Below are 20,589 nucleotides of genomic sequence, written 5' to 3'. Positions count from 1 at the left end.
TTGTATTCGTCATTAAGCTGAGTTTAACACAGCCAAGCGCGTACGGGTGCTGAGCGACTTTTTATTGGCCCACAGTGGACGAGCAGCATGTTCGAAAACCCGGTAACTGAACGTCTGATTTTTTGATGAATCTAACGCATATGTTCTAACTTGTATCATCAAATGGCAATAATCTTGATACACTATATCACTATTGCAATTTTATGAATTTAGACGTTTTATGACTCCCTCTATGCTAAAACCTGCTGCGGCGTTGTGTGCGCTGCTTTGTACAGCCCCCGCACTGTCGCATTCTCACCAGGAACAGACAACATCTAAGCAAATGTTGCGCGTTGCAACCTGGAATATTGAACACCTTTCTGCATCAGACAACACTGGCTGTAAGCCTCGAAGTGCCAAAGACATCCAGGCCCTTAAACAGTATGCACAGTCGCTTAATGCCGATGTGATTGCACTCCAGGAAGTGGCCTCTGCCGCGGCGGTGCAACAGGTATTCAATGAGCAAGACTGGCATGTTGTGATGTCAGACAGAGCCGACAGCAAGACATATACCTGCCGCAAAAGCGGTAATAAGTCGACACAGCAAAAAATCGCCTTTGTGGTCAAAAAGCCACTGACCATTGATAAAGTGGTGCAGCACGGCGCTTTTTCAGCTGTAAAGCCGGGCCTCAGAAACGGGCTTGAGATCCAGCTGACCCACCGGGGTGAAGCACTGCACCTGTTAAATGTGCACCTCAAAAGCGGCTGTTTTGTTGATGACTACCAGCGTTCAGACAAAGAAGCCTGTAAACTGCTGTCCAAACAGGCACCCATTTTGGATAACTGGGTAGAGGAAAAAGCCAAAGCGAAGACCGACTTTATTGTTTTGGGCGACTTTAATCACCGCCTGACGGCCCCATACAACCGCCTTAGCCGGGATCTGTATTTTCCGCAGGGAGCGGCAAATGCACAGCCTAACAATGTAGACAAGGCGCCAGTATTTAACGCCAACCAGATGCTGACCGGTTGCCACCCCTACTACCCGGCGCCTATCGACCATATTCTTGTTGCCAAAACCATGCAAGACCACTACCAATCGGGCAGTGCTCAGTTCCACTATTTTGCCGACATGGATCCAGACAAGATGCTGGCAGATCACTGCGCCTTGAGTATCGACCTAAAATAGTTAAGTAACAAAAGGCCCGCGCCAGCGGGCCTGCATTTTAGCCGGGTGCAAGCACCTGATGCACCTTGCGCGATTGTATGGTGCTGTAAACAAGCCAGGCTCCCACCACAAAATTAGCCAGTGCCAGTGCCCAGACAATGCCCTGGAAGCCATTGAGCTGAGCACCGAGATAGGCACCGGGCAAGGAAAGCACAAACAAGCGCACTAAGGTCACATTCAGCGCCAGAGCACTTCGGCCAATCGCGTTACAGCAACTCACATACAGCATAACGCCTGCCAGTGCCGCATAGGACACAGGTAAAATGCACATGGCCAGCTCAATAGATTGGCTGACAAAAGACTGTTTACAGAACCCCACTCCCAGCATGTCGGCGCCCCAAAAGAGCACCAGCGCAATTACAGATTGCCAGACCAGACAAGCGGCCAGTGCCTGTTTGATCCCCCTGCGTACCCGCAGTGATTTATTCGCCGCCCAGTTTTGACCAACAAAGATAGGCAATGACGTAGTCAGCACCATGGGCAGTAACAAGGCAAGCGGCTCTATTCGCATCACCACGCCAAAGGCAGCAACGGCATCACTGCCTTGCGAGGCCACAATCATCATCAGTAACGACTGGGCCAGTGGCGTGAGCAGCTGCATAGCCACAACAGGCACAAACAGCCTGAACAAGCGGCGAAATGCCTGCCGACTGCGTTGTGATAGTAAGCCCACTTTGAGCGAAATATTTTCTTTGATACGCAATAAATAGAGCGCATATAAGCTGGCACTCACCGCCGCAATAAAGTGTGCAACCCCAAGGCGCTCCAGACCACTCAGTGGTAACGCAGAGTGTGCCCAGGGTGTGAACAAACCGGCGCTAATAACAATTTGCAATCCGGCAAAAGTAACCAGCAACTGCGCTGCACCGCGCATATTGCCAAATGCCCGCAGCACCCCAAACACCACCATCACAATAAAGAAGAACACCACGGCACCGAGGCGATACTGCATATAACGCTCAAGCGTCGGCCAGACTTGCTCACGCGCAGCAAATTCGGCAAACCCAAGCAAAGTCAACAGAGGCTGTAAACCCAGCCAGATGACAGCCGCAAGCGTGGCGCCGACCAGTACCGTAAAAATCAGGCTAACCGCAGCCAGCTGCTCTACCTCTTTTGCCTGCGTCAATCGGGTTGCCACGACAATACCCAGGCCAATGGCAAAAGCGAACAAGGTCGCCTGAATAGGCAAGGTAAAGCTCATCGCGGTCAGCTCTTCAACACCCAGACGCGAGGCAAAATAGAGTTCAATCAAGTCTGCGCTGAATAACGCCAAAATCGCCCATAGCATAGGCAGGGTCAGTTGTTTTAAAACCGCGCTGGTGGAGCCGGTTAAGATCCAGCGCTTGCGCACCGCCCGCTTTCTTTGCTTATCACATACCTGGAGCGGCTCGCCCAGGCTCAGTGCCGGTGAATTGTCAGAACCCATAATTGAGAAGTTACTCCCTGAATAACGCGGTATAATTTGGTGCTTCGCCAGCAGTTAACCTGATTGTCACTGGCTACCAATAAACCTGACCCGGATCCAGGGTAATAGTTCACACAGTGTAAGAGGGAATTCGATTAACGAACAAGATTGGAGGGTGAATAACTTATGGGTGTCACAACCGTCTATTCTTGCCGGTAACAAGTCGGATAGAAATAACGAACAGAAAGTACTGAGCGAAACTGGGAACACAGACCAGTTTCGCTCGAATAGTTTATCGCTGACCTATGACAGAAATTGAGTCTATCGATTTAAGGCGCAGCAGCAAGTCTTCGTCCACTTGAGTGTCGTGCAAATATAGAGCTAATGGCCTGCCACTTTCGATGAAAGCATCAAGCCCATGAATCGCATTGAGCGTATTGTATTGAAAAGTCACGTAAACTAACTGTGTATTGTCAGGAATAGTGAATTCTGTCATTGGGATGCGGGATGCATGTAAGCTACTCAGGCTAGCAGGCAAGGTTGCATGCGCAATATTAGTCTCAGATATATCTAGGTAGTCAAGATGCTTCACTGCTGCCAAATCGAGCGCGGTCAATTTGGTACCACTCAGGACTAAACTATCGGCATCAAGCTTATTGGCAATAAACTCCGTCAAGGGATTGTTCAGCAAATTCACGGTTGGAATATTGCCCCCCTCTTCAGGCATGATAATGCTCGTTAATTGAGCGTCTGCTAGCAGGATTAACGACAACTCAGAATTGAGTGATAAGTCGAGACTCGAGAGCATCGAGCGCGTCGCATCAAGTTTGCGTAATTTTTTCATGAACTGAGTATTTAGTTGCGTTAGAGGGGCATTATCAATTTCCAAACGAGTCATATTTGACTCTCCATTGAGTGTCAGAACACTCAGTGGCGTATCTGACGCTTTCAGCTCAGCCAGGTTTTGTGCAAAAGTAATATCCAGTGAGGTAACCTGCGTCCTTCTAATATCCAGTTTTTCAAGATGTATGAATTGACTTAGATCCAGATAGTTTAACTGGGAGTTTATAGCCGACAGGGATTCAAGCATGTGCTCTTGTGTCACACCAACCACTTCTAGTACCTGAGAATAAGATATGTCCAATTCAGTTAACTGCGTATTGTGGCTGATATCCAAACTGGTCGCGTTCATTCCCGATGCAAAGAGAATTTGTAGTCCCGTAGCTTCTGCTATATCAAGCTCGCTGACTTCAGACCCAGAGACATTTAGCTCTGTGAGTAAGTGTGCATTGTGCAACGTGACCGAACCAAAGCTACCGTGACTCAAGTCAATTGTTCGAAGAGACTGTAGGTTAGCTAGATCCATCTCAAACACCCCATCGTCCTTTTCGCCACCTCGGACAGTCAGCTCTTTTAAATTTGCCAGTTTTTCAATTGTTCGCAGCGCATTCGAACTCAATACTGACTCTTCTAGGTACAACTTTTCCAGGTACGGAAGCTTCTCTATGCCAGTTAAATCTGTTAATTGTTTTTCTTGTTGATAGCAAGACAACCCGGAACCATAGTCAACATAATTGCCTGGTTGAGCATCAATACAATCGCGCAGGTAGTCATCTGTGATACCTAACCTGTCAGCGTGCGACTCCGGCTCTTGTGCCACGGTTATCCTGAAATCGCAAGACTCGGTAACCGAATCGACTCTGAAAGTTAACCTGTTGCCAGAAATATACCTGGGCTTTTCAATACCACAGCCTTCGAAAGACGACACAAACAAACCACTGTCCCAATCAAGAGAAACATAGGCCTCAAAATGATCACCATATTGGATATAAGGTAAAGTGAGGTTACTTGATAAGTTTACACTTTGTGGTGCATTAATAGCCACCTCAACCATGGCAGGCTGGTAGTACAAGATAACGTGCTCATCAGAATCGCATTGACCATTCGTTAATCGACACAAGGTAATAGAGTCAATGTCATTATCGATTACTTTATACTGGTCTATTAACTCGCCTCTCAGATCCAATAACTCAATAATACCATCTTGCTCGCCGACGAGATATTTGGTCTGTGGGTATTTACCTTCGATCCACAAAGTACCATGTGAATAACCTCTTTGGTGATAGAATGACCACTTTCGAAGTGAGGACCCTGTTTTCTGATAATAATGGCTGTTAGATCGCAAGGGTTTATCAAGCCCTTTAAGTTTGCCGTGGACATCAATATCTACCTTTACCAGATTACCAACTGCTCCCGAATCGTTATGCTCGTAAACATACGCACGACCTGAGATCATCGCCAACACGGTGTATGAGCCAACTGTTTGCTGTTCGCATTCATCTCTGTCAGCGCTACATAACGCATCATGTCTTCTCAAAACGCGATTGTAAAAAGCAGTCACTGTCAGTTGATGGTTGTCCAACTTGGCTGTAGCGGCGCCGCTAAAGCGACCCGAGCGCAATTCTCCCCCCTTATACAATTCAAAACCATAGTCAATACGACCTATGCTGTACCGCCAGCTACCAGCCAGGTCATCCATAGTCATGCCTGTAAACGGAACCAGCAAACCAGCTCCGTAGCTCAACCAGGTTAGATCGGTATCATCTGACCTACCGTCAAATTCAACCTGCTCGATGGCAAATGCATAGCCGCCTTCCCTTTGTTCAAATAGCTTCACTGTGGCTGAATCACCAGACTGTTCTCCATACAAACGGATCTCATTCTGTGCGGTCAACTCCCAGGTAAACTGTGACGGTGTGCCCAAGCCAGTCTCAAATCTTGAGACTGTTCCGGTATGGTCATCATTGAGAGTCAGTCGAATTGTTTTTCCATGCTCAATAGAGGTGACTGCCCATTCGCCGATTAAGTCATCTCTTTCTATGTCAAGTGACGCCAGATAGCGACTAGGGTGTACCGAGCGCGCGTCCGTCATACTGGCCTTCTCACCGTGCCAGTAAGACGCACTCCAGCGAATATCCACATCCTGGCCCTGATGAGTGAGTGTGAACCCATTCACCCACTTTAACTCGCTGTCGGTGAGTTGTACGAGGATTTTCGTCTCATCATCAAAGGTAAAAGTAGAGCTATTATCATTTAATTGTGTCAATGAGAAATTAACGGTAGCGTCTGCACCATAAAATACCCCACGATTATCACCCGTCATTTCATAGTACCAGCCAGTTGGTATAACCTTCGCGCTTGTATCGACCAATAAGGTTGACGCTGTCGGCACAAAATCCTCAATAAAGCTGGCGCTGATTTCACAATCTGAAACTGGATTATTTACCCGATAGTAAGCTTGTCCCTGAAGTTCAGTAAGATAACCATTACACCCTTCAATATTTACCAGGCGTGAACCTTCCTGCACGTTCACAGCAACTAAGAACGCTTCACCATAATAATAGTCAGAGGTACTTGGCGATAACTCACCCGGGCCTTCAATAGCAAAGCTAATGTTTAATGCTGGCTTGGTGTAGCTAAAGCGGAACGTATTATTGGCATTACAAGATTCTCCCTCTGTAACATGACACAATACCAGTTCAGACTCAGATTCGTCCTGGATCAGTAATTGCGAGTGTTCTCCGGTAACAAGGTGCTCAAGCTCGATTCGAGCGCCATCCAGCCGCGCCTTGTACTCAACCCCATTGATAATTAGGGTGTCAGAACATAAGTGAGCTGGAGACGGCCTAGTCGGACAATGAAGGTCTCGCTCAATATGCGACACACCATTATCGGTTACATGATAAAGACCCAGACCATGATCTAGTACTCGTCTCAAGCGATCATTCTTGTAGAGCGACTTATCAAACTGACCCAGTTTCCAGTCCCTGTCAGACAGGCGATAGAAATGTATACGCCTGGTGCTATCCGACCTATTTACTACACTTGTAGCAAATTCCACTGCAATTTTGTCCTCATGCATCGCTAGCAGCTTATAGCGGGTCGTTTTACTGATAGCGCATGCACTAAGGCTGGTATCACATTGCGCGACGTCCGCGCCTGTAAACTCATAGTCATACTGATACAAAGCACCGCTTGCTTTAATGCCTTCAATGTCTCTGTGCCAGCGGTACTGGAAGTTGTCGTTACTGTCTATTTTAAATTTGCTTTGTGAGCCTTTGTTACCTACCTGGCGCCACATTTTCTGGTAATCAATATCATCAAAACTTATGTCCTGATGTTTGATAAGAGTAGCCTGAATAAATCGCTTATCTTCGCGGTAGCCCTGAACCATCAAGCCCTGATAACCAAACTCAGTCTCTCTGACTGGCACAAAGCCAAAGTTGAATAAATACTCAGTATTAATTCTAACCTCTTCCCAGGGCCAGCTGTAATACCAGGTCCCAACATCAGCCCAGTCTTCTCTGCCAGGATTGAGGTTTGAACCATCTATATATACCTTACTCTGATTACCGGCATTCATATCAAAACGAAAACGCCTTTGCTCACTATGGTCATCACTGTATAGCAGCGACCATTGACCAATAAACGCATCGTCTGCTAGCTGAGTGATCTTGTTGCTATCAAACAACTGAGCATTAACAGAAACGGTGCCTTCTGGAGCCTGGGGCAGTTCCTGAGTTGGCACAAAATCAATGGTGACAGCCTGTGCGTGCTCCGCACTGTCGAAAATAGTCAGGGTAAGCTGGGTCGTCTTAAATCCCGTGCGGGTGCTAAATTGACTGGTATTGACATCAAGTTCGTTATTCAGGTAGATGTGGATTTGTTGCCCCTGCACTTCCCAGATAAAGTTGGACAGAGATCTGCCTGCGAGATAGCCAGTCCGATCTTCATTAAACTCTATGCTGGCGCCAAAACCGTCAGCCACTGAGGTTTCAAGTAAGTAATAAGTGCCTGAAGGCGAAAAACTGGAAACATCAACTAAGGTATCATCCTGTTTAATTTCCTCTTCAATTTGCGCCAGTAACGCAGGCTGCTCTGTGTCCAGAGAGTCCGTCAGCTGATCGAGCAACTCGGCATTTTGTGCAAGCGCCAGTGTCGAAGTTGCTCCTTCTGGTAGTGCAACCCCATGATCAATCACCGCTTTTAATAGTGACGCAATCGACAGTTTTTCGCCTGCGGCTATGTGTTTGCGCGCTTCTTTCAGCTCGTTCGCATCATTGAATCCGGCCGAATGCATCCGCCGCAATAAGGCGTACTCGGCTGTGGTCACGTTAGTGACATTCACATCGAATAGCTCATCACTGTTGAGTGTGCTGTCTTCTCCGGCAGCCTCCTGAAGCTCTGACACGGCGCCCAGCTGCGATACCAACTCTACACGCCCCTGGGTTGTGGTGTCAGTGGCGCGCAAAGTACCCAGCGCATTTACTTCACTCTCATCGACACTGAAGGTCAGCTGGTAATCGCCCTGTTCATCTGCCTGCGCGGTAAAGCTATTCTGTGCGACGTCCAGCACGACATCGGCAAATGGGATCGGCGCATCCGTCACCTTACCCTGTATGGTGAGTTCGACCTTATTGGGTTCAATGGTTACCCGGTGAGTATAACTGGATTGCGCTTGCTGATTATCCGTCACGGTCAGGGTAAATGTAACCTCTTGCACTTGCTGGATATCCGGGCTGGTCACTGACAGGCTGGCGCGCTCGCGACCGTCCAATACCAGCGCCAAATCAGAATCATGCTGCCACTGATAAGCCACGATTTCGCCATCCGAGTCTTTCGCATCACCAAGCAAAGAGAAAGCCGTGCGTTCGCTGGCCTGAGCAGGGCCACTTATGCTCACCTGGGGTACAACGTTTGGCAGCGCTTGTATCTCAATGTTATGTGCAACCTGGGTAACCGCGCCTTGATTATCGGTGACTTCAAGGTACACAGTGGCAGTACTGTCGGCCATAATATCGGGGGTTGAAAGGGTAAGCTGCCCCTCAACTGTGGTGTCTAATAGCAGATCAACAGATGCTGTATGACTCCAGCTATACTGCTCAATTTGGCCATCACTGTCACTGGCCTGTGCTGTGAGTATTAGCTGTTGCCCTTCAAGCAAAGTTGACTCGCCCTGAATGACAGCCGTTGGCGCAACGTTAGGCAATGCCCGAACCACGACCGAATGCGAAGCCGTCGCCGTTGCCCCCTGATTGTCTTCCACTGTTACACTAAAGTGAGCTGTCTTGTCTGAGATAATATCGGGCGCAGTTACCTGTAAGGTTCGTTCTGTCACCTCTGACACTACCAGTTGCAGCTCAGAGCTATATGACCAGGAGTAGCGCGCAATCTGACCATCGCTATCAGACGCATCCGCTGCCAGCATGAAGGTAACGCCCTCTGTCACTGCTTCATCCGCAGACACAGAAACCGTCGGTGAGACATTCGGTAGCGCCTGGATCTGTACCCAATGCGACTCAGATTGCACCCGACCATCAATGTGCTCAACATTGACCGTGAAATTCACACCCAGGTTATCCGTCAGATCCGGGGCGCTAACGGTGAGCTCAGGCGTATCAGCTCCACTGAGCAGCAACTCAATCGCGGCATCGTGCGTCCAGGTGATCTGTGAGATTTGACTGGCATCTACAGAAGGCACAACAGTGAGTATGAAATCGGTTTGTTCTGTATATGCGCTTTCTCCGGTTACCTCAATCGAGAATGGTTCCAATACATTCTTAATAGTCACCGGATAAGTGGCTGTTGCCCGTGCGCCCAGGTTATCAGTAACGGTCAGAGAGACTGTTACCTGGGTATCTTCATCGACACCTTTAGTGATGATCTCAAGCGTCGGGCTGTCTTCACCACTTAGCTGCAATTGAGCATCAGACTGATATGACCACGCATAACGACTAATCTGGCCATCTCGATCATCGGCAACGGCAGTTAGAGTCAAGGTTTCATTTTCGTTTACGCTTTGCGCTCCGGTGATTGACACAGTAGGTACTCTGTTTTCCGGAGAAACTGTAGACCCACCATTGCTTGTTTGAGTATTTGTTTGGGATCCAGTTGATGAATCACCGCCACCTCCTCCACAAGCACTTAGCCCCAGCCCAAGCAGCGAGATCACCAAGGACCTTCTCACTACACCAACGATATTGTTTACCACTATGCCATGCCTCACTTTCAGCAACAGATACTCGAACAAAAAAGAGGCGATTCTAATTGAATCGCCGTACAGGTCAAATAAAAACTATGCAATTTTTCGCAATATTTTGTTGTGAAAAGTCACCAGGATCGACAACAGCGGCCCTTTTTATAATATATACAAGGGGGTGCGTATAAAATACAATCGGCTGGCCTGTGTTCAACCTGCGAAGGCTTATGTAGTACTATTTGTGCAATGCTCTAGGCATACCCGGTTACAAACGCCCTGCTTTAGACCACCCTTTAACGGGTAGCTTCGAATTACCTACCTCAATCGAACGTCTGACAAAGCCGGCTGCTGGCTTTTCAATACACACAAAAGATACAAATGCGATAGCAATGCTGAACAATAACGAAGCTATAAGTTTAACCTCAACAGCCCAGTCAAATTGATGTATAAAAGTGATCACTGGCATGTGTAACAAGTACAGGGAATAAGAGATCTTGCCAAGAAAGTCCCCAACCTTGTTGGCCAGCAGGATATTGTTGTCGGGAACCAGAAAAACCACACAAAAGAACACACTACTCATAACCAGCAGCACCTCGTAGCTGAGCCACATGCGGGTTTTAGCATCTGACGTAATGGGCGACAATTCAGGATACATCAGGGGAATTAAACACAATACAAACACAAACCGATGTTTTTTCAGATATGCGGGAATGGTCAGGGTTTTGTAATGTAACCCGCATATCACGCCAACAAAGAAATAAGGCAGACTGCGCAGCACAGTGAACTGGTTATACGGCACACCGTAAATGTAGCCATAGATACGAGGGAAGTTTGTAAAAAATAGCAGCAACAGGCCCCCGACAATCAGCAGGTAAATATAACCACGCCGGTTCGCGGCGAGCGCCCACAGTAGCACAAACAAACAATAAAACTGAACTTCGGGTGGAATAGACCAGAGCACGCTGTCGCCGTAAAGGAACAAAAGGTGCCCGACCAAAGCCTGATGATCGGGAATATGATAGAGCAGATCGCTGCCAGCCTTTGTCAGCGTATACGACGCAAAAACCACCAACACATAAAGCGGCACAACACGAGCAAAGCGCGCCACCAGGTAGCGCTTTACACTGTGTGTACCAAAGTCCTTATCCAGATAAAGGTAAGACATCAAAAAGCCGCTGAGCATAAAGAACAACATCACACCGTATGCACCTGCCCCGCCTCCCAGCAAGCCATCCAGCCAATGTGTGATATCACTGAAGTGCGTTAAAAAGACGATGAGGGCGGCCAGGCCTCTCAGCGTATTGAGTTTTCTGATCTCCATGATGAGGTCCTGTTATTATTGTTATTGTCCTTAGGGGGCACTTTATACCCAATTGAGGCATTGTATTGGATCTACAGGATTAAACAACACAGACACTTTATACACAAATACGCATCAATACGTTGCACAAACTAGCCGGGCAAATTTATCAACACCACAGTTTTGAAGGTCCAGCTCCAGCTCTTTGACCTCGCTCACTTTTTATTCATCCCAGGATAGCTCAGAACCAAAAAAACACACAAATAAGGTACAAGATCAAAGAAAAGTGCAGACAAATTAGTATAAAAGAACTAGAATAGGCGAATTTTTGACAAGGCAGCTGCACTTTAACACCTGTGCAGGCCTAACTCGTGGAGAACTTAATGAAGAAAAAGCTGTTCGCAAGCGCACTGGTTGCTTGTGCATTTTCGGTAAGTGCATCATCTGAGCACGACCTGGATAAAGGCTATGCCGCACTGGTTTTTGATGACTTTTATTCAACATCAGGAAATGCACTGGGTGCCGTGTTCGCAGGCGATGACGTCAGCCTCAATGGTTATTCTATTGGGTATGGCCATCAAAGTGCACTGAACGCCCATTACCTGGTTGCCGGCGGAGACATTCAGTACATCAATGGCAGACAGTATGTCGGTAATATCATTGCCGGTGGTCAGACCTCCCAAATCAGTGAAGCAGTGCGTTTAGGTTTGGAAGCCGGTGCTCAGGTTATTGCTAACGCCCCTGCCCTGCCTGTAGATTTTGCAGATGCTCAGTCTGATATGCTGGCACTTTCAACGAGCCTGGCAGCACTGCCACAAACAGGCGAAACCGTTAAACAATGGGGTGGCCTTTATCTGACTGGTGACAACACCAGCGAGCTGCAGGTATTTAACTTGTCTGGTCAGGACGTGCAGTCGAGCCATACATTCGATGTCTCGGGTATTCCAGACAATGCCACCATCGTATTCAATATCTCAGGCAATGGAGATAATTTTGCGCCGCTGAACAACAAAAGCTACGCAACATTAAGTGCACACAGACAACGCACCATTTTTAATTTCCCGGATGCAACAGCGCTAAACCTGGCAGGCCTGCAAACTGAAGGCGTGATCTTAGCACCTAAAGCGGATATCACAGCGCCTCATGGCACTGCAACTATGCCGGTCGTAGCAAACAGCTTCACAGGCTCAATGGAACTACGTGGCGGAGCGTTTATTGGTCAGCTCCCTAATGACAACGCTGTCTGCGAAGGCGGATTGTATGCCATCAACTATTACGGCGATGCTGAACAAGGTTATGTGCACCAGATTGACCCTCGCTCAGGTAAATCCGACAAAGTGATCAACCTGAACAACACGGCATCAAATATCGCTGCTCATAACGGTAAACTGTATTTTATTGACCAGCAAAGCGCTAAAACCCGCGCATCGCACATTTACAGTTATGATCTGGCAACACAAACGCAAACGCTGGAGTCGGTGACTGATGGCTACAAAATCATTCGCCTGGCCTATGATGTGTCGGGTGACGTATTGAAAGCCACCAGCCGTACCTATGCTTACGACTACGATGTAGCCACAGGCGAAAAACGCGTGCTGGGCAAAATGAAGGCGGCAAACGAAAACTTCAAAAACGGTGACCTTGCTTACTCGGCAGACGGCAACACGCTTTACGTACTCACAGGCACCGCCCTGTATAGCGCCGATGCAAACCTGGAGCTGACACTGATCGGCAAACATGGCATTAACTGGGCATCTGGTTTGGCTGTTTCACCACAAGGCACCTTGTATGTGTCGGGCCGTGAACCTAATGCCGATGCCGCAATCTTCACCATTGATCCGCAAACGGCACAAGCGACTAAGCTATTTCATGTTCCGCACCGCGTGAATGACCTGACCTGGGTTAAGAACTTCTGTAACTAACCCTCAATCACAGTCAGATTAAAAAGAAGCTGCGCAATGCGGCTTCTTTTTTGCCCCATACTCGCCTCAGTCTAAAGTTGCCCTGCACACCCGCTTTGCCTTACACTCAAGCCATTCGTTGTTTAGAACTACAGGGGACAAAGTGTCGTCGTCCAATAAGAAACAAAGCGGCTTTTTCAGCCAAATGATTTTTAACATTATTATTCCGGTGGTGATCCTGACTAAGTTTTCGGGTGAGCAACATCTGGGCCCGGCACTCGGTGTTGTCGTTGCACTGGCTTTTCCGCTCGGGTTTGGCCTGTGGGAGCGTAAAAACACCGGTAAATTCAGTTTTATCTCGGGTCTTGGGATTGTCTCGGTACTGCTCACCGGTGGGATAAGCCTGCTAGAGTTGGATGCCAAGTACATAGCGATTAAAGAAGCGCTGATCCCGGGCCTTATCGGCATTGGTATTATCGTCAGCCAGTACACTAAGTACCCCTTGCTGAAGACGCTGATGTTCAACGATACTGTGATGGATATAGAAGGGATTGAAAAAGCCTTAGCTGACAAGGGCAACAGCGATAAATTAGCCAAGGTGCAGCTGGTAGCCTCTAAGATCCTTGCCAGTGCGTTTTTCTTGTCTTCGGCTCTGAACTATATTCTGGCAAAAATGATTGTGGTCAGCCCCGCGGGCACAGAAGCCTATAATAACGAACTGGGCCGAATGACCGCACTGAGTTATCCGGTGATCATGGTCCCCACCATGATTGTCTTTTTTATCGCGCTCTACTACCTGCTTAACTCGTTGAAAAAGCTCACCGGGCTGAAACTTGAAGATCTGTTTCACGACCAGGAGTGAGCGTCGCAATAACTGACAAACTGTGAGCAATGTGAAGGGATGCCTGATTTGGCATCCCTTTTCGTTGGAATTTGAGGCTTTCGATACTTTGATTACATATCAAACAGGCCGCTTGCCAAGCCAATCAATGCGCTAATACAAAAGCGCTTATTCCGGCTTTGATAAGTAAAAGTGACTGACAGAATAAACCACCTCAGCATTTTTAGAAATGCCGTAGTTAAGCTTGGTTTTCTCAATCAGCACGTCTAATTTGCCTGCCATCGCCTTTTTTACACCAGCTAACTCTGTCAGCTTAATATTGGGGTTTTCAAGTACCGTTTGTATTGCTGGCTCACGCCACTGGATGCGTAGACGATCGATCAACTCTTCGTAGCTGTCGGTGTCATAGGGCTTTTTGTCGTAAGGTCGGGTCATAAACTCAACCCCAATCACTAAGTTGTACAGCCCCTCATCAGCCAGTTTAACCGGCACGACGACACTGCCAGCAGCAGATGAATTTGAGTATCTAAACCCGGCATAGGTATTAAAGGAGAGTAGTATTAACAATAAAACGGTGAATGTTTTCATCAGATTCCCTCTGTGAGATGTCAATGTTGTGGCCCGGCTCAACCCGCCGCCCGTAGGTCTGGTTTTGCTTATACCAATTTTCTTAATAAAGCGTACCATTTTAAGGTAAAAAACGCGCTCATTACTATCAATTAAGCACCTGGCATGTCACAGTGTATATAGCGCAGGCCATATAACTTTCGGCGCTGTTGAGCATGATTTTTACTTGACCTGTAAAGCCCAGTCTTGCCAGCCAATGGTACGTCCGGGAAAGGCCGCTTTATGAAAAGGCCAGTCAGCCTCTAGCCAGGCTTGAACACTCTGATACAAAACTTGGTCAAGTGCCTGACTATCAGCTCGAACCCACAAATAAACCTCGCAGTCGTACTGAGGTGAGCGGCTGGGGTCGATATACACAGAACCCAAACATCTGCTCTGTTGGGGATCAAAAACGCTGTAGGCAAATGCCGCTCGGGTATCAAACTCGTGCCTGTGAACTTTGAGGCTGTCAATGCTCTCATTCAGGGTCATATTCGCGCTCGGCCAGTCAAAATCAGGACCGAAAATTCCCTGCAGGCTTTGCAGGCTCGACATCACCGCTTCATAATCCTGCTCTGCCACCCGGGTGTCCAGCACTGTAAAGTGAAAATGCTCGGTATCATAACGGACAGGCGGCTGAAATGATTGCGGGATAAACTGCTTATTCATTTATATTTCTTATAGTTATAATTAAGTTAGCCAACTCGCTGGGTGGTTAGTTATAACTCACTTTGCGGTTGTGGCGAGAAAGCACCCAGCCCCGATAAAGGTTGAACCAAAGAGTTTTCCCAGCCAGGAGCCGGAAATCAACTTGGGGGTTTTATTTTTCACACTTTGCGCCGCCAAAGCATAACTAGACAAGCACAGCACCGACAAAGACATAAAACTGAACACCAGCACAGAAAACTGAGCCATCAGTGGCTCTGATACAAGGATAAACTGTGGGAAAAGCGCCGTGGTAAACACGATTGCCTTAGGGTTGGTAAGCGCAACCAGCACCCCCTGGCAATATAAACTGAGCACATTGCCACTGGTACTGGCAGGTCCACTCACATCTACCTTCCCAAGCCCATGCCGCCACAGCTTTACCCCTAAATAAATCAGGTAGAGTGCGCCCAACACTTTGATGACAGTAAAAGCCACGGCAGAATGCAGCACGATTGTACTCAAGCCAAGTACAGATAGCCCGGACATGATAAACAAACCAGTGACATTGCCCAGCACGGTACATAACGACTTTCTAAAACCAAAAGTTAAGCTGTGCACAGATACCAGCAAAGCCGCGGGCCCTGGCGTTGCAGTCGCCAATAACGCGATTGAGCAAAAGGTTATCCAACTTTCTAACTGCATGTGCTTCTCCTTATCATTGATAGCCCAGGTACTATTAAATACTAGCTCTGGCTAGGATAGCACTGCATCGACTTCCGTTTCTACTAACCACTGTGGATCAATAAAGCCTTTCACTTCAACGAAGGTACAGGCCGGGCGCTGTCCGGAAAATAACTCCCCATGCGCCTTAGCCGCTTGCTCCCAGGTGGCAATATCGGTGAGCATTATTCTGGTGCGAATGACATCCCTGAGACTTCCCCCCGCCTCTTCAATGGCCCGCAGCGACAACGTCAGGCAATATTTTGTCTGCTCGTAAACATCTCCGACAAAAACCGTTTTGCCATTGTCTATCGGCGCGGTGCCGGAAACCGCAATATGATCACCAATACGCGTTGCCCGGGAAAAGCCAATCGGCGCCTCGAGGTGAGAGCCTGAACTAATGAATTTTCGCATCTACTTTCCTTAGAGTTATAGAGAACACATTGTTTAAATCAGTTATAAACACCCGCTTCCTACTATAATCCACAGTCAGACATAATGATATTATCCTCAAGCCCAATGACGATATTTGGACTCACGCTTTGCTCAGGCAAAAATATTGAAATGCAAAAGCGCCCTTACATTTGCTAGGTGCCCACATTTTTCATTGGGCAGCGTCTGATAAGGGGAAAGTCTGAGTGTTAAAGACCGGCAACGATTTAAGCACCGGCAATCGTAGCTGGCTTGCGTGCGTATTATCATGCCATAACGTGACTTTTGCAGCCCTGGCATCTTTTACAGTTTGGTATGCAACTGCGCCGGGCCCGTTATAGTGTTTTTGGTGATACCAGCTACTTGATGAAACCACAAAACGTACTTTGCAGCCTTTAGATAGCACCCTGCTCACATAATTGAAGTCGTTCATAGCTAGCCTAAACGGTTGTTCAGAGGTAGCAACCGACTGATTTTGCAGACCAGAGCTATATCTGGCGCGCTTTATTGCAAACGCCAACAAAAGCGGCTTCGTTTGCGGGCATACTTCAAACACTCTGGCGTGGAAATCAGTATCTGGCACATCAATACTGAGCCACAGCTCTGCCTGTATCTGACCAGACAGCACCAAATCTGCTTTAAGCGCGGCGCTGTCAAAGTTAAGCTGATCGCCATTGTTCGGGCTTAGCGGCATTTCTGCACTGAGATCAAATTCAATAGGGGCCGATTCTTTTATCATCGGATCGTATACATACTGAGAGCGCCGATGGGCCTCTTTGACAAACACATTAGGATTATCCGATAGCTCATTGTAGGTGAAATAAAGTGTGTGCCAGTTCCCCTGCTCCAGCTGCTCGCTGGTATACCAGTTGCCCGACTTTTGCATATAGTGACTAATCTTCCCCTGAAGATATATTGGTTTAGGTTTGCCCTTTAACGTCCAGTCAAACCAGTCGAGATAAACCTGATTCATATCCAATATACTAGGCTCTCCCAGTGCCAAGTCGCCCAGAGTAGCTTCTGGATAACGCGTGCCACTGTGATCCCACGGGCCGATAAGCAGGTAATGCTGGTCGAATACCGCTGAATCTCCCCACTTTTGGTGGTGCTTGTAATAACTAAGGGTACCGTACTGATCGCCGTCATAATGACCCGTCACAGACAAAATGGGAAAATTGATGGCTTTGTAATCTGCCGCAGCTGGCACAAATTCGCGCCAATAATCATCATAGCTTGGATGCTGTAACCAGGTTTTATATACCGTTGATTGATTGCCCACCAGCTTTTCCAGATCTGCAAACGCTAACCCCTCATTTTTCTGTTTGAGGTAGAGTGTGTTCCATTGCTCACCGCCATATGCAGCTCCCTTACCTGCTTTTGAGACCATGTTTAACCAGGACATAGTGTAGTTCGCAAAGATGTTATTTCTGAAAGGGAAATCCTTACCAGGATATACCGGTGCAATCGCAATCATGGACTTCAGCGATGGAGGTGAAAACTTTTGCATTGCCCATTGTGTAAAGCCACGATAAGACCCACCTAAAGTGGCCACCTGTCCATTACTAAACGGCTGCTTTGCAAGCCACTCGACAATATCGTAGCCGTCTTTTCCATCATCAACAAACGGCGTAAAGTGGCCTTGAGAGGTGCCCCTTCCGCGACTATCAACTGAGACAAATACATAACCATGATTACTGAAAAACTGCCCCCGCTTCTTGGCTTCCTCTCGCCCATACGGCGTGATCTGTACCACAACGGGTGATGCCTTAATTGGTATGGCGTTATCAATATTGGGCAAAAATACTGTACCGCTCAATAATGTACCGTCAGACATGGGGATAGTTATGGGTTTCACCAACTCCTTTGCCATCACGTGACCACTGACCACAGTGCAGAGCAACATGGCCAGGTGGCTGTTAATCGTTTTCATATCGCGCTTCCTTGGTTACTATTTGCCAAGCATCAATGCTACGTTATAACACACGATTTGTAACTAAAAACGGAAAGCTCAGACAAAACACAGGCTCTAACGGCTAACACGCGAGGAAAATATGGGGTTAATAAAGAACACAGCTAAGCCCGATTGGTTTCGTCGAATAAAACGCTCACGCGCATATTTCCTTGAACCCCTCTGACTTTGGATAGGTTCCCTGCAAAAATGGTAACAAGACCAGAAACCTGACTGGTCAGCTAACTTAGTGAAGTAAAACCTTTCGCCAGGGTTTTACAAGCCACAAACACCTCAAGCAGAGGTCTCAGCGTTGCTGACATTCTACACTTTGCACTTTAAATTCATTACACCTTTTCGGCAAAGTAAGCCATGCTCTCGTCCGCGGTCATTTCCTTAGTCTCGTTGGCAAAGCAATAGTAACCCGGGGCGATTCATCCACATCAAAAATTACCGCTTACATCAACAAACCATTCTCTAGATAGAGATCGCTGCCTATCTTCAACAAACGCTAGTATCGATGCGTTTCTTGAGCCTTCAAAAACGCTTCGCTCTCTACTGGGGCCATGCCTAAAAGCATTTTCAACTCCGAATCGGACGCGGATATCAGAAAATGCGCGTACCTCGATGAATGCATCAATATCGAAATACCCGCCTTGAATGTCTATTTCATCCAGACCAAATTGCGGTAGGTCATCAAAAGCGGAAACAGTAATGCTCCACGCCAGATTTCTTTCAGTAATATCTTGCCTGAGCGTAGCTTCTGCCTCCCATTGCCGCTCATTGGATAGCACACGCTTACTACCAGTGAGTGGGTCAGTTACTTCAGTATCTTGCCAGCGGCCTGATACGTCCAAACGTCCTTGTTTTAAGAGAATTGCGTCTAAAGGAAGTGTTATCTCAGTTGTGAATCCAGATCTACGCCCATCTCCAATATTGCCTGGGATTTCGAGCACGCCCTCTAGCGGCAATAGGTCAATTACATCACTTATCTCATCGTAAAACGCAGAAATACTTATTAATCCAAGCTCGCCAAAGCGAGTTTCAATATCGAGGCCGAATGTAATGGTCGTTTGTGGCTCAAGCGTTGGGTTGCCTAAAGATAATTCGACGTCACCTAAATCGGCTTGGCTAACAAAGTCGAAAAAATCCAGTTGACCGATCTCTCTAAATAATCGACTACGGATCAGCGTCGAGGGATTAACGTTGTAGGAGGCAGACAGATTGGGTTTCCAGAAAAAAAAGTTTCGCTTTTCTGCGAAACCGCCTGTTTGCGAAATATTGGAGTACTCTGCACCCATGAGTGCATCGAGATTAATTTCTCCCAGTTTAAAGGCGTTAGAGGCACCAAAATCAACGCGCTCTTCCTTTACGGTAGTCACCGCACCGGGAACATCAATGTCGATCAACCTGTCTTTGTCATCAACCCGTTCTGAGAGTGCAAATTGGCTCTCCAACTCATTAACTGTGCCTTCGGCGAATATCTCAATGAGTTGTCCTTGAATCCCCGTATAGTCAAGCTCTAACCTTACAATGGTCTCTGTTTCGACCGTATCAAAAGTTGTACGTGTAAATATTGTGCCTAACGCTTCTGGCTGACCAACACTTAATGCCCCTGTCGAATCAATGTTATCGCGCGTATGCACGCCTATAAGCTTGGTATTCCATTCTTTGCCGAGCGTCTTTTCGTAATCAAGCCCCACCTCAAACGAAGATGATCTCTCACTCGATGCTTCAAATAGGCTGGACGCTATGCCATTAGCAGGACGACGTATCGATGTTTCACCACCCGTTTCATCAAAGTAATCGAATGAAGTATTAAAGCTGAATTTGCCAAGGTGGTTATCAAGCGTTGCATTGAGCGAGAATGAAAAATCTTCACCATCAACATCTAACTTTTCTTCCCGTCTTTCAGTCACGCCTCCCTGTCCATTAACTATATTTTCGTTACTTTCGTTAATTACTTTATATTTGCCGCCAGACAAGGCAACCGTGTAGTTGAGGTCATCAATCATATCAGTGAACGTCACTTCCAAAAACGGCTGAAAGTCCGTGTCAGGCGCGTTGATAGCACCGTAGAAGTTCCATGTCCCGGAGGCGCCCTTGCCTTTTCTGACAACATTGGCAACGACTGATTGTCCTACCAAGTCAAGACCGCCAGTTTGCCCGCGTATCACCACAACCTCCTTAACGTCGGCAGCCGGAATACGCGCTAAGATATCAGAAATACTGTCATTTTTTGTCGATATTCGTTCACCGCTAATCAGCACATTCCCTGCGCTCCCACCAAACCCTCTTGATTCAGAATCGCCATTATCCAACTCAAATCCGGGTAGGTTACGCACCATGTCAAGCGCAGATACAGGGGCGTAAATATCAAAAAAACTCACAGGGTAGCTGGTCGAGCAGGTGTTTTCTTGACAAGCTTCGCTTGATTGCGCAGATACCCTTAGAGACGATGTAACCATAAGCGCGAATAACAACAGGATACTCGCCGACAAACACGCAGGCCTAAAGGCCGCAAATGTATGACGTTTTGTCATAT

12 protein-coding genes are annotated in these 20,589 nt (G+C 47.5%); 3 read left to right on the top strand and 9 right to left on the bottom strand.

What is annotated here, in order from left to right:
* Window positions 1-232 precede the first annotated feature (232 nt).
* Complete coding sequence (locus C3B51_RS12540; RefSeq protein ID WP_165389152.1) at window positions 233-1,165, top strand: endonuclease/exonuclease/phosphatase family protein; 933 nt, start codon at window positions 233-235, stop codon at window positions 1,163-1,165.
* A gap of 37 nt (window positions 1,166-1,202) precedes the next feature.
* Here the strand turns inward: C3B51_RS12540 and C3B51_RS12535 are convergent, their stop codons facing one another.
* From C3B51_RS12535 to C3B51_RS12525, 3 genes are all read right to left on the bottom strand, one after another.
* The gene (locus tag C3B51_RS12535) at window positions 1,203-2,630 is read right to left on the bottom strand and encodes an MATE family efflux transporter (protein ID WP_130245245.1); all 1,428 of its coding nucleotides are present in this window, start codon (window positions 2,628-2,630) and stop codon (window positions 1,203-1,205) included.
* A gap of 271 nt (window positions 2,631-2,901) precedes the next feature.
* Window positions 2,902-9,489, bottom strand: a complete 6,588-nt coding sequence (locus tag C3B51_RS12530) for a PKD domain-containing protein (protein WP_165389151.1) — start codon at window positions 9,487-9,489, stop codon at window positions 2,902-2,904.
* Window positions 9,490-9,913: 424 nt separating this feature from the next.
* Window positions 9,914-10,969 (bottom strand): acyltransferase family protein, encoded by a 1,056-nt coding sequence (locus C3B51_RS12525; RefSeq protein ID WP_130245243.1) that lies wholly within the window; start codon window positions 10,967-10,969, stop codon window positions 9,914-9,916.
* 362 nt (window positions 10,970-11,331) lie between these two features.
* On the opposite strand from C3B51_RS12525, the gene C3B51_RS12520 reads away from it, so the two are divergent.
* The gene (locus tag C3B51_RS12520; protein ID WP_130245242.1) at window positions 11,332-12,870 is read left to right on the top strand and encodes a choice-of-anchor A family protein; all 1,539 of its coding nucleotides are present in this window, start codon (window positions 11,332-11,334) and stop codon (window positions 12,868-12,870) included.
* Window positions 12,871-13,054: 184 nt separating this feature from the next.
* Entirely contained in the window at window positions 13,055-13,711 is a 657-nt protein-coding gene (locus tag C3B51_RS12515) for a VC0807 family protein (protein WP_125719279.1), read from the top strand.
* Between the two features lie 147 nt (window positions 13,712-13,858).
* On the opposite strand, the gene C3B51_RS12510 is transcribed toward C3B51_RS12515, so the two are convergent.
* The 6 genes from C3B51_RS12510 to C3B51_RS12480 form a co-directional block, all read right to left on the bottom strand.
* Entirely contained in the window at window positions 13,859-14,278 is a 420-nt protein-coding gene (locus tag C3B51_RS12510; RefSeq protein ID WP_130245241.1) for a hypothetical protein, read from the bottom strand.
* A 201-nt stretch (window positions 14,279-14,479) separates the two neighbouring features.
* The gene (locus C3B51_RS12505) at window positions 14,480-14,965 is read right to left on the bottom strand and encodes a hypothetical protein (RefSeq protein ID WP_130245240.1); all 486 of its coding nucleotides are present in this window, start codon (window positions 14,963-14,965) and stop codon (window positions 14,480-14,482) included.
* 57 nt (window positions 14,966-15,022) lie between these two features.
* A complete protein-coding gene (locus C3B51_RS12500) occupies window positions 15,023-15,646 on the bottom strand; it encodes a LysE family translocator (protein ID WP_130245239.1) in 624 nt (207 codons plus the stop codon).
* Window positions 15,647-15,697: 51 nt separating this feature from the next.
* Complete coding sequence (locus C3B51_RS12495; protein ID WP_046006010.1) at window positions 15,698-16,078, bottom strand: RidA family protein; 381 nt, start codon at window positions 16,076-16,078, stop codon at window positions 15,698-15,700.
* Between the two features lie 190 nt (window positions 16,079-16,268).
* Entirely contained in the window at window positions 16,269-18,026 is a 1,758-nt protein-coding gene (locus C3B51_RS12490) for a CocE/NonD family hydrolase (protein ID WP_130245238.1), read from the bottom strand.
* Between the two features lie 461 nt (window positions 18,027-18,487).
* Complete coding sequence (locus C3B51_RS12480) at window positions 18,488-20,587, bottom strand: TonB-dependent receptor plug domain-containing protein (RefSeq protein WP_130245237.1); 2,100 nt, start codon at window positions 20,585-20,587, stop codon at window positions 18,488-18,490.
* Window positions 20,588-20,589 lie beyond the last annotated feature (2 nt).

The organism is Pseudoalteromonas rubra (genome assembly GCF_004212645.1).
Classification (GTDB): Bacteria; Pseudomonadota; Gammaproteobacteria; order Enterobacterales; family Alteromonadaceae; genus Pseudoalteromonas; species Pseudoalteromonas rubra_G.
Note: the sequence above shows the minus strand (reverse complement) of the source record. Positions and strands in the feature narration are given on the sequence as shown.

Bases quoted from the DNA above. Each gene is read 5' to 3' on its own strand.
- C3B51_RS12540 (WP_165389152.1), top strand. From the start codon at position 233: ATGCTAAAACCTGCTGCGGCGTTGTGTGCGCTGCTTTGTACAGCCCCC.
- C3B51_RS12535 (WP_130245245.1), bottom strand. From the start codon at position 2,630: ATGGGTTCTGACAATTCACCGGCACTGAGCCTGGGCGAGCCGCTCCAG.
- C3B51_RS12525 (WP_130245243.1), bottom strand. From the start codon at position 10,969: ATGGAGATCAGAAAACTCAATACGCTGAGAGGCCTGGCCGCCCTCATC.
- C3B51_RS12520 (WP_130245242.1), top strand. From the start codon at position 11,332: ATGAAGAAAAAGCTGTTCGCAAGCGCACTGGTTGCTTGTGCATTTTCG.
- C3B51_RS12515 (WP_125719279.1), top strand. From the start codon at position 13,055: ATGATTTTTAACATTATTATTCCGGTGGTGATCCTGACTAAGTTTTCG.
- C3B51_RS12510 (WP_130245241.1), bottom strand. From the start codon at position 14,278: ATGAAAACATTCACCGTTTTATTGTTAATACTACTCTCCTTTAATACC.
- C3B51_RS12505 (WP_130245240.1), bottom strand. From the start codon at position 14,965: ATGAATAAGCAGTTTATCCCGCAATCATTTCAGCCGCCTGTCCGTTAT.
- C3B51_RS12500 (WP_130245239.1), bottom strand. From the start codon at position 15,646: ATGCAGTTAGAAAGTTGGATAACCTTTTGCTCAATCGCGTTATTGGCG.
- C3B51_RS12495 (WP_046006010.1), bottom strand. From the start codon at position 16,078: ATGCGAAAATTCATTAGTTCAGGCTCTCACCTCGAGGCGCCGATTGGC.
- C3B51_RS12490 (WP_130245238.1), bottom strand. From the start codon at position 18,026: ATGAAAACGATTAACAGCCACCTGGCCATGTTGCTCTGCACTGTGGTC.
- C3B51_RS12480 (WP_130245237.1), bottom strand. From the start codon at position 20,587: ATGACAAAACGTCATACATTTGCGGCCTTTAGGCCTGCGTGTTTGTCG.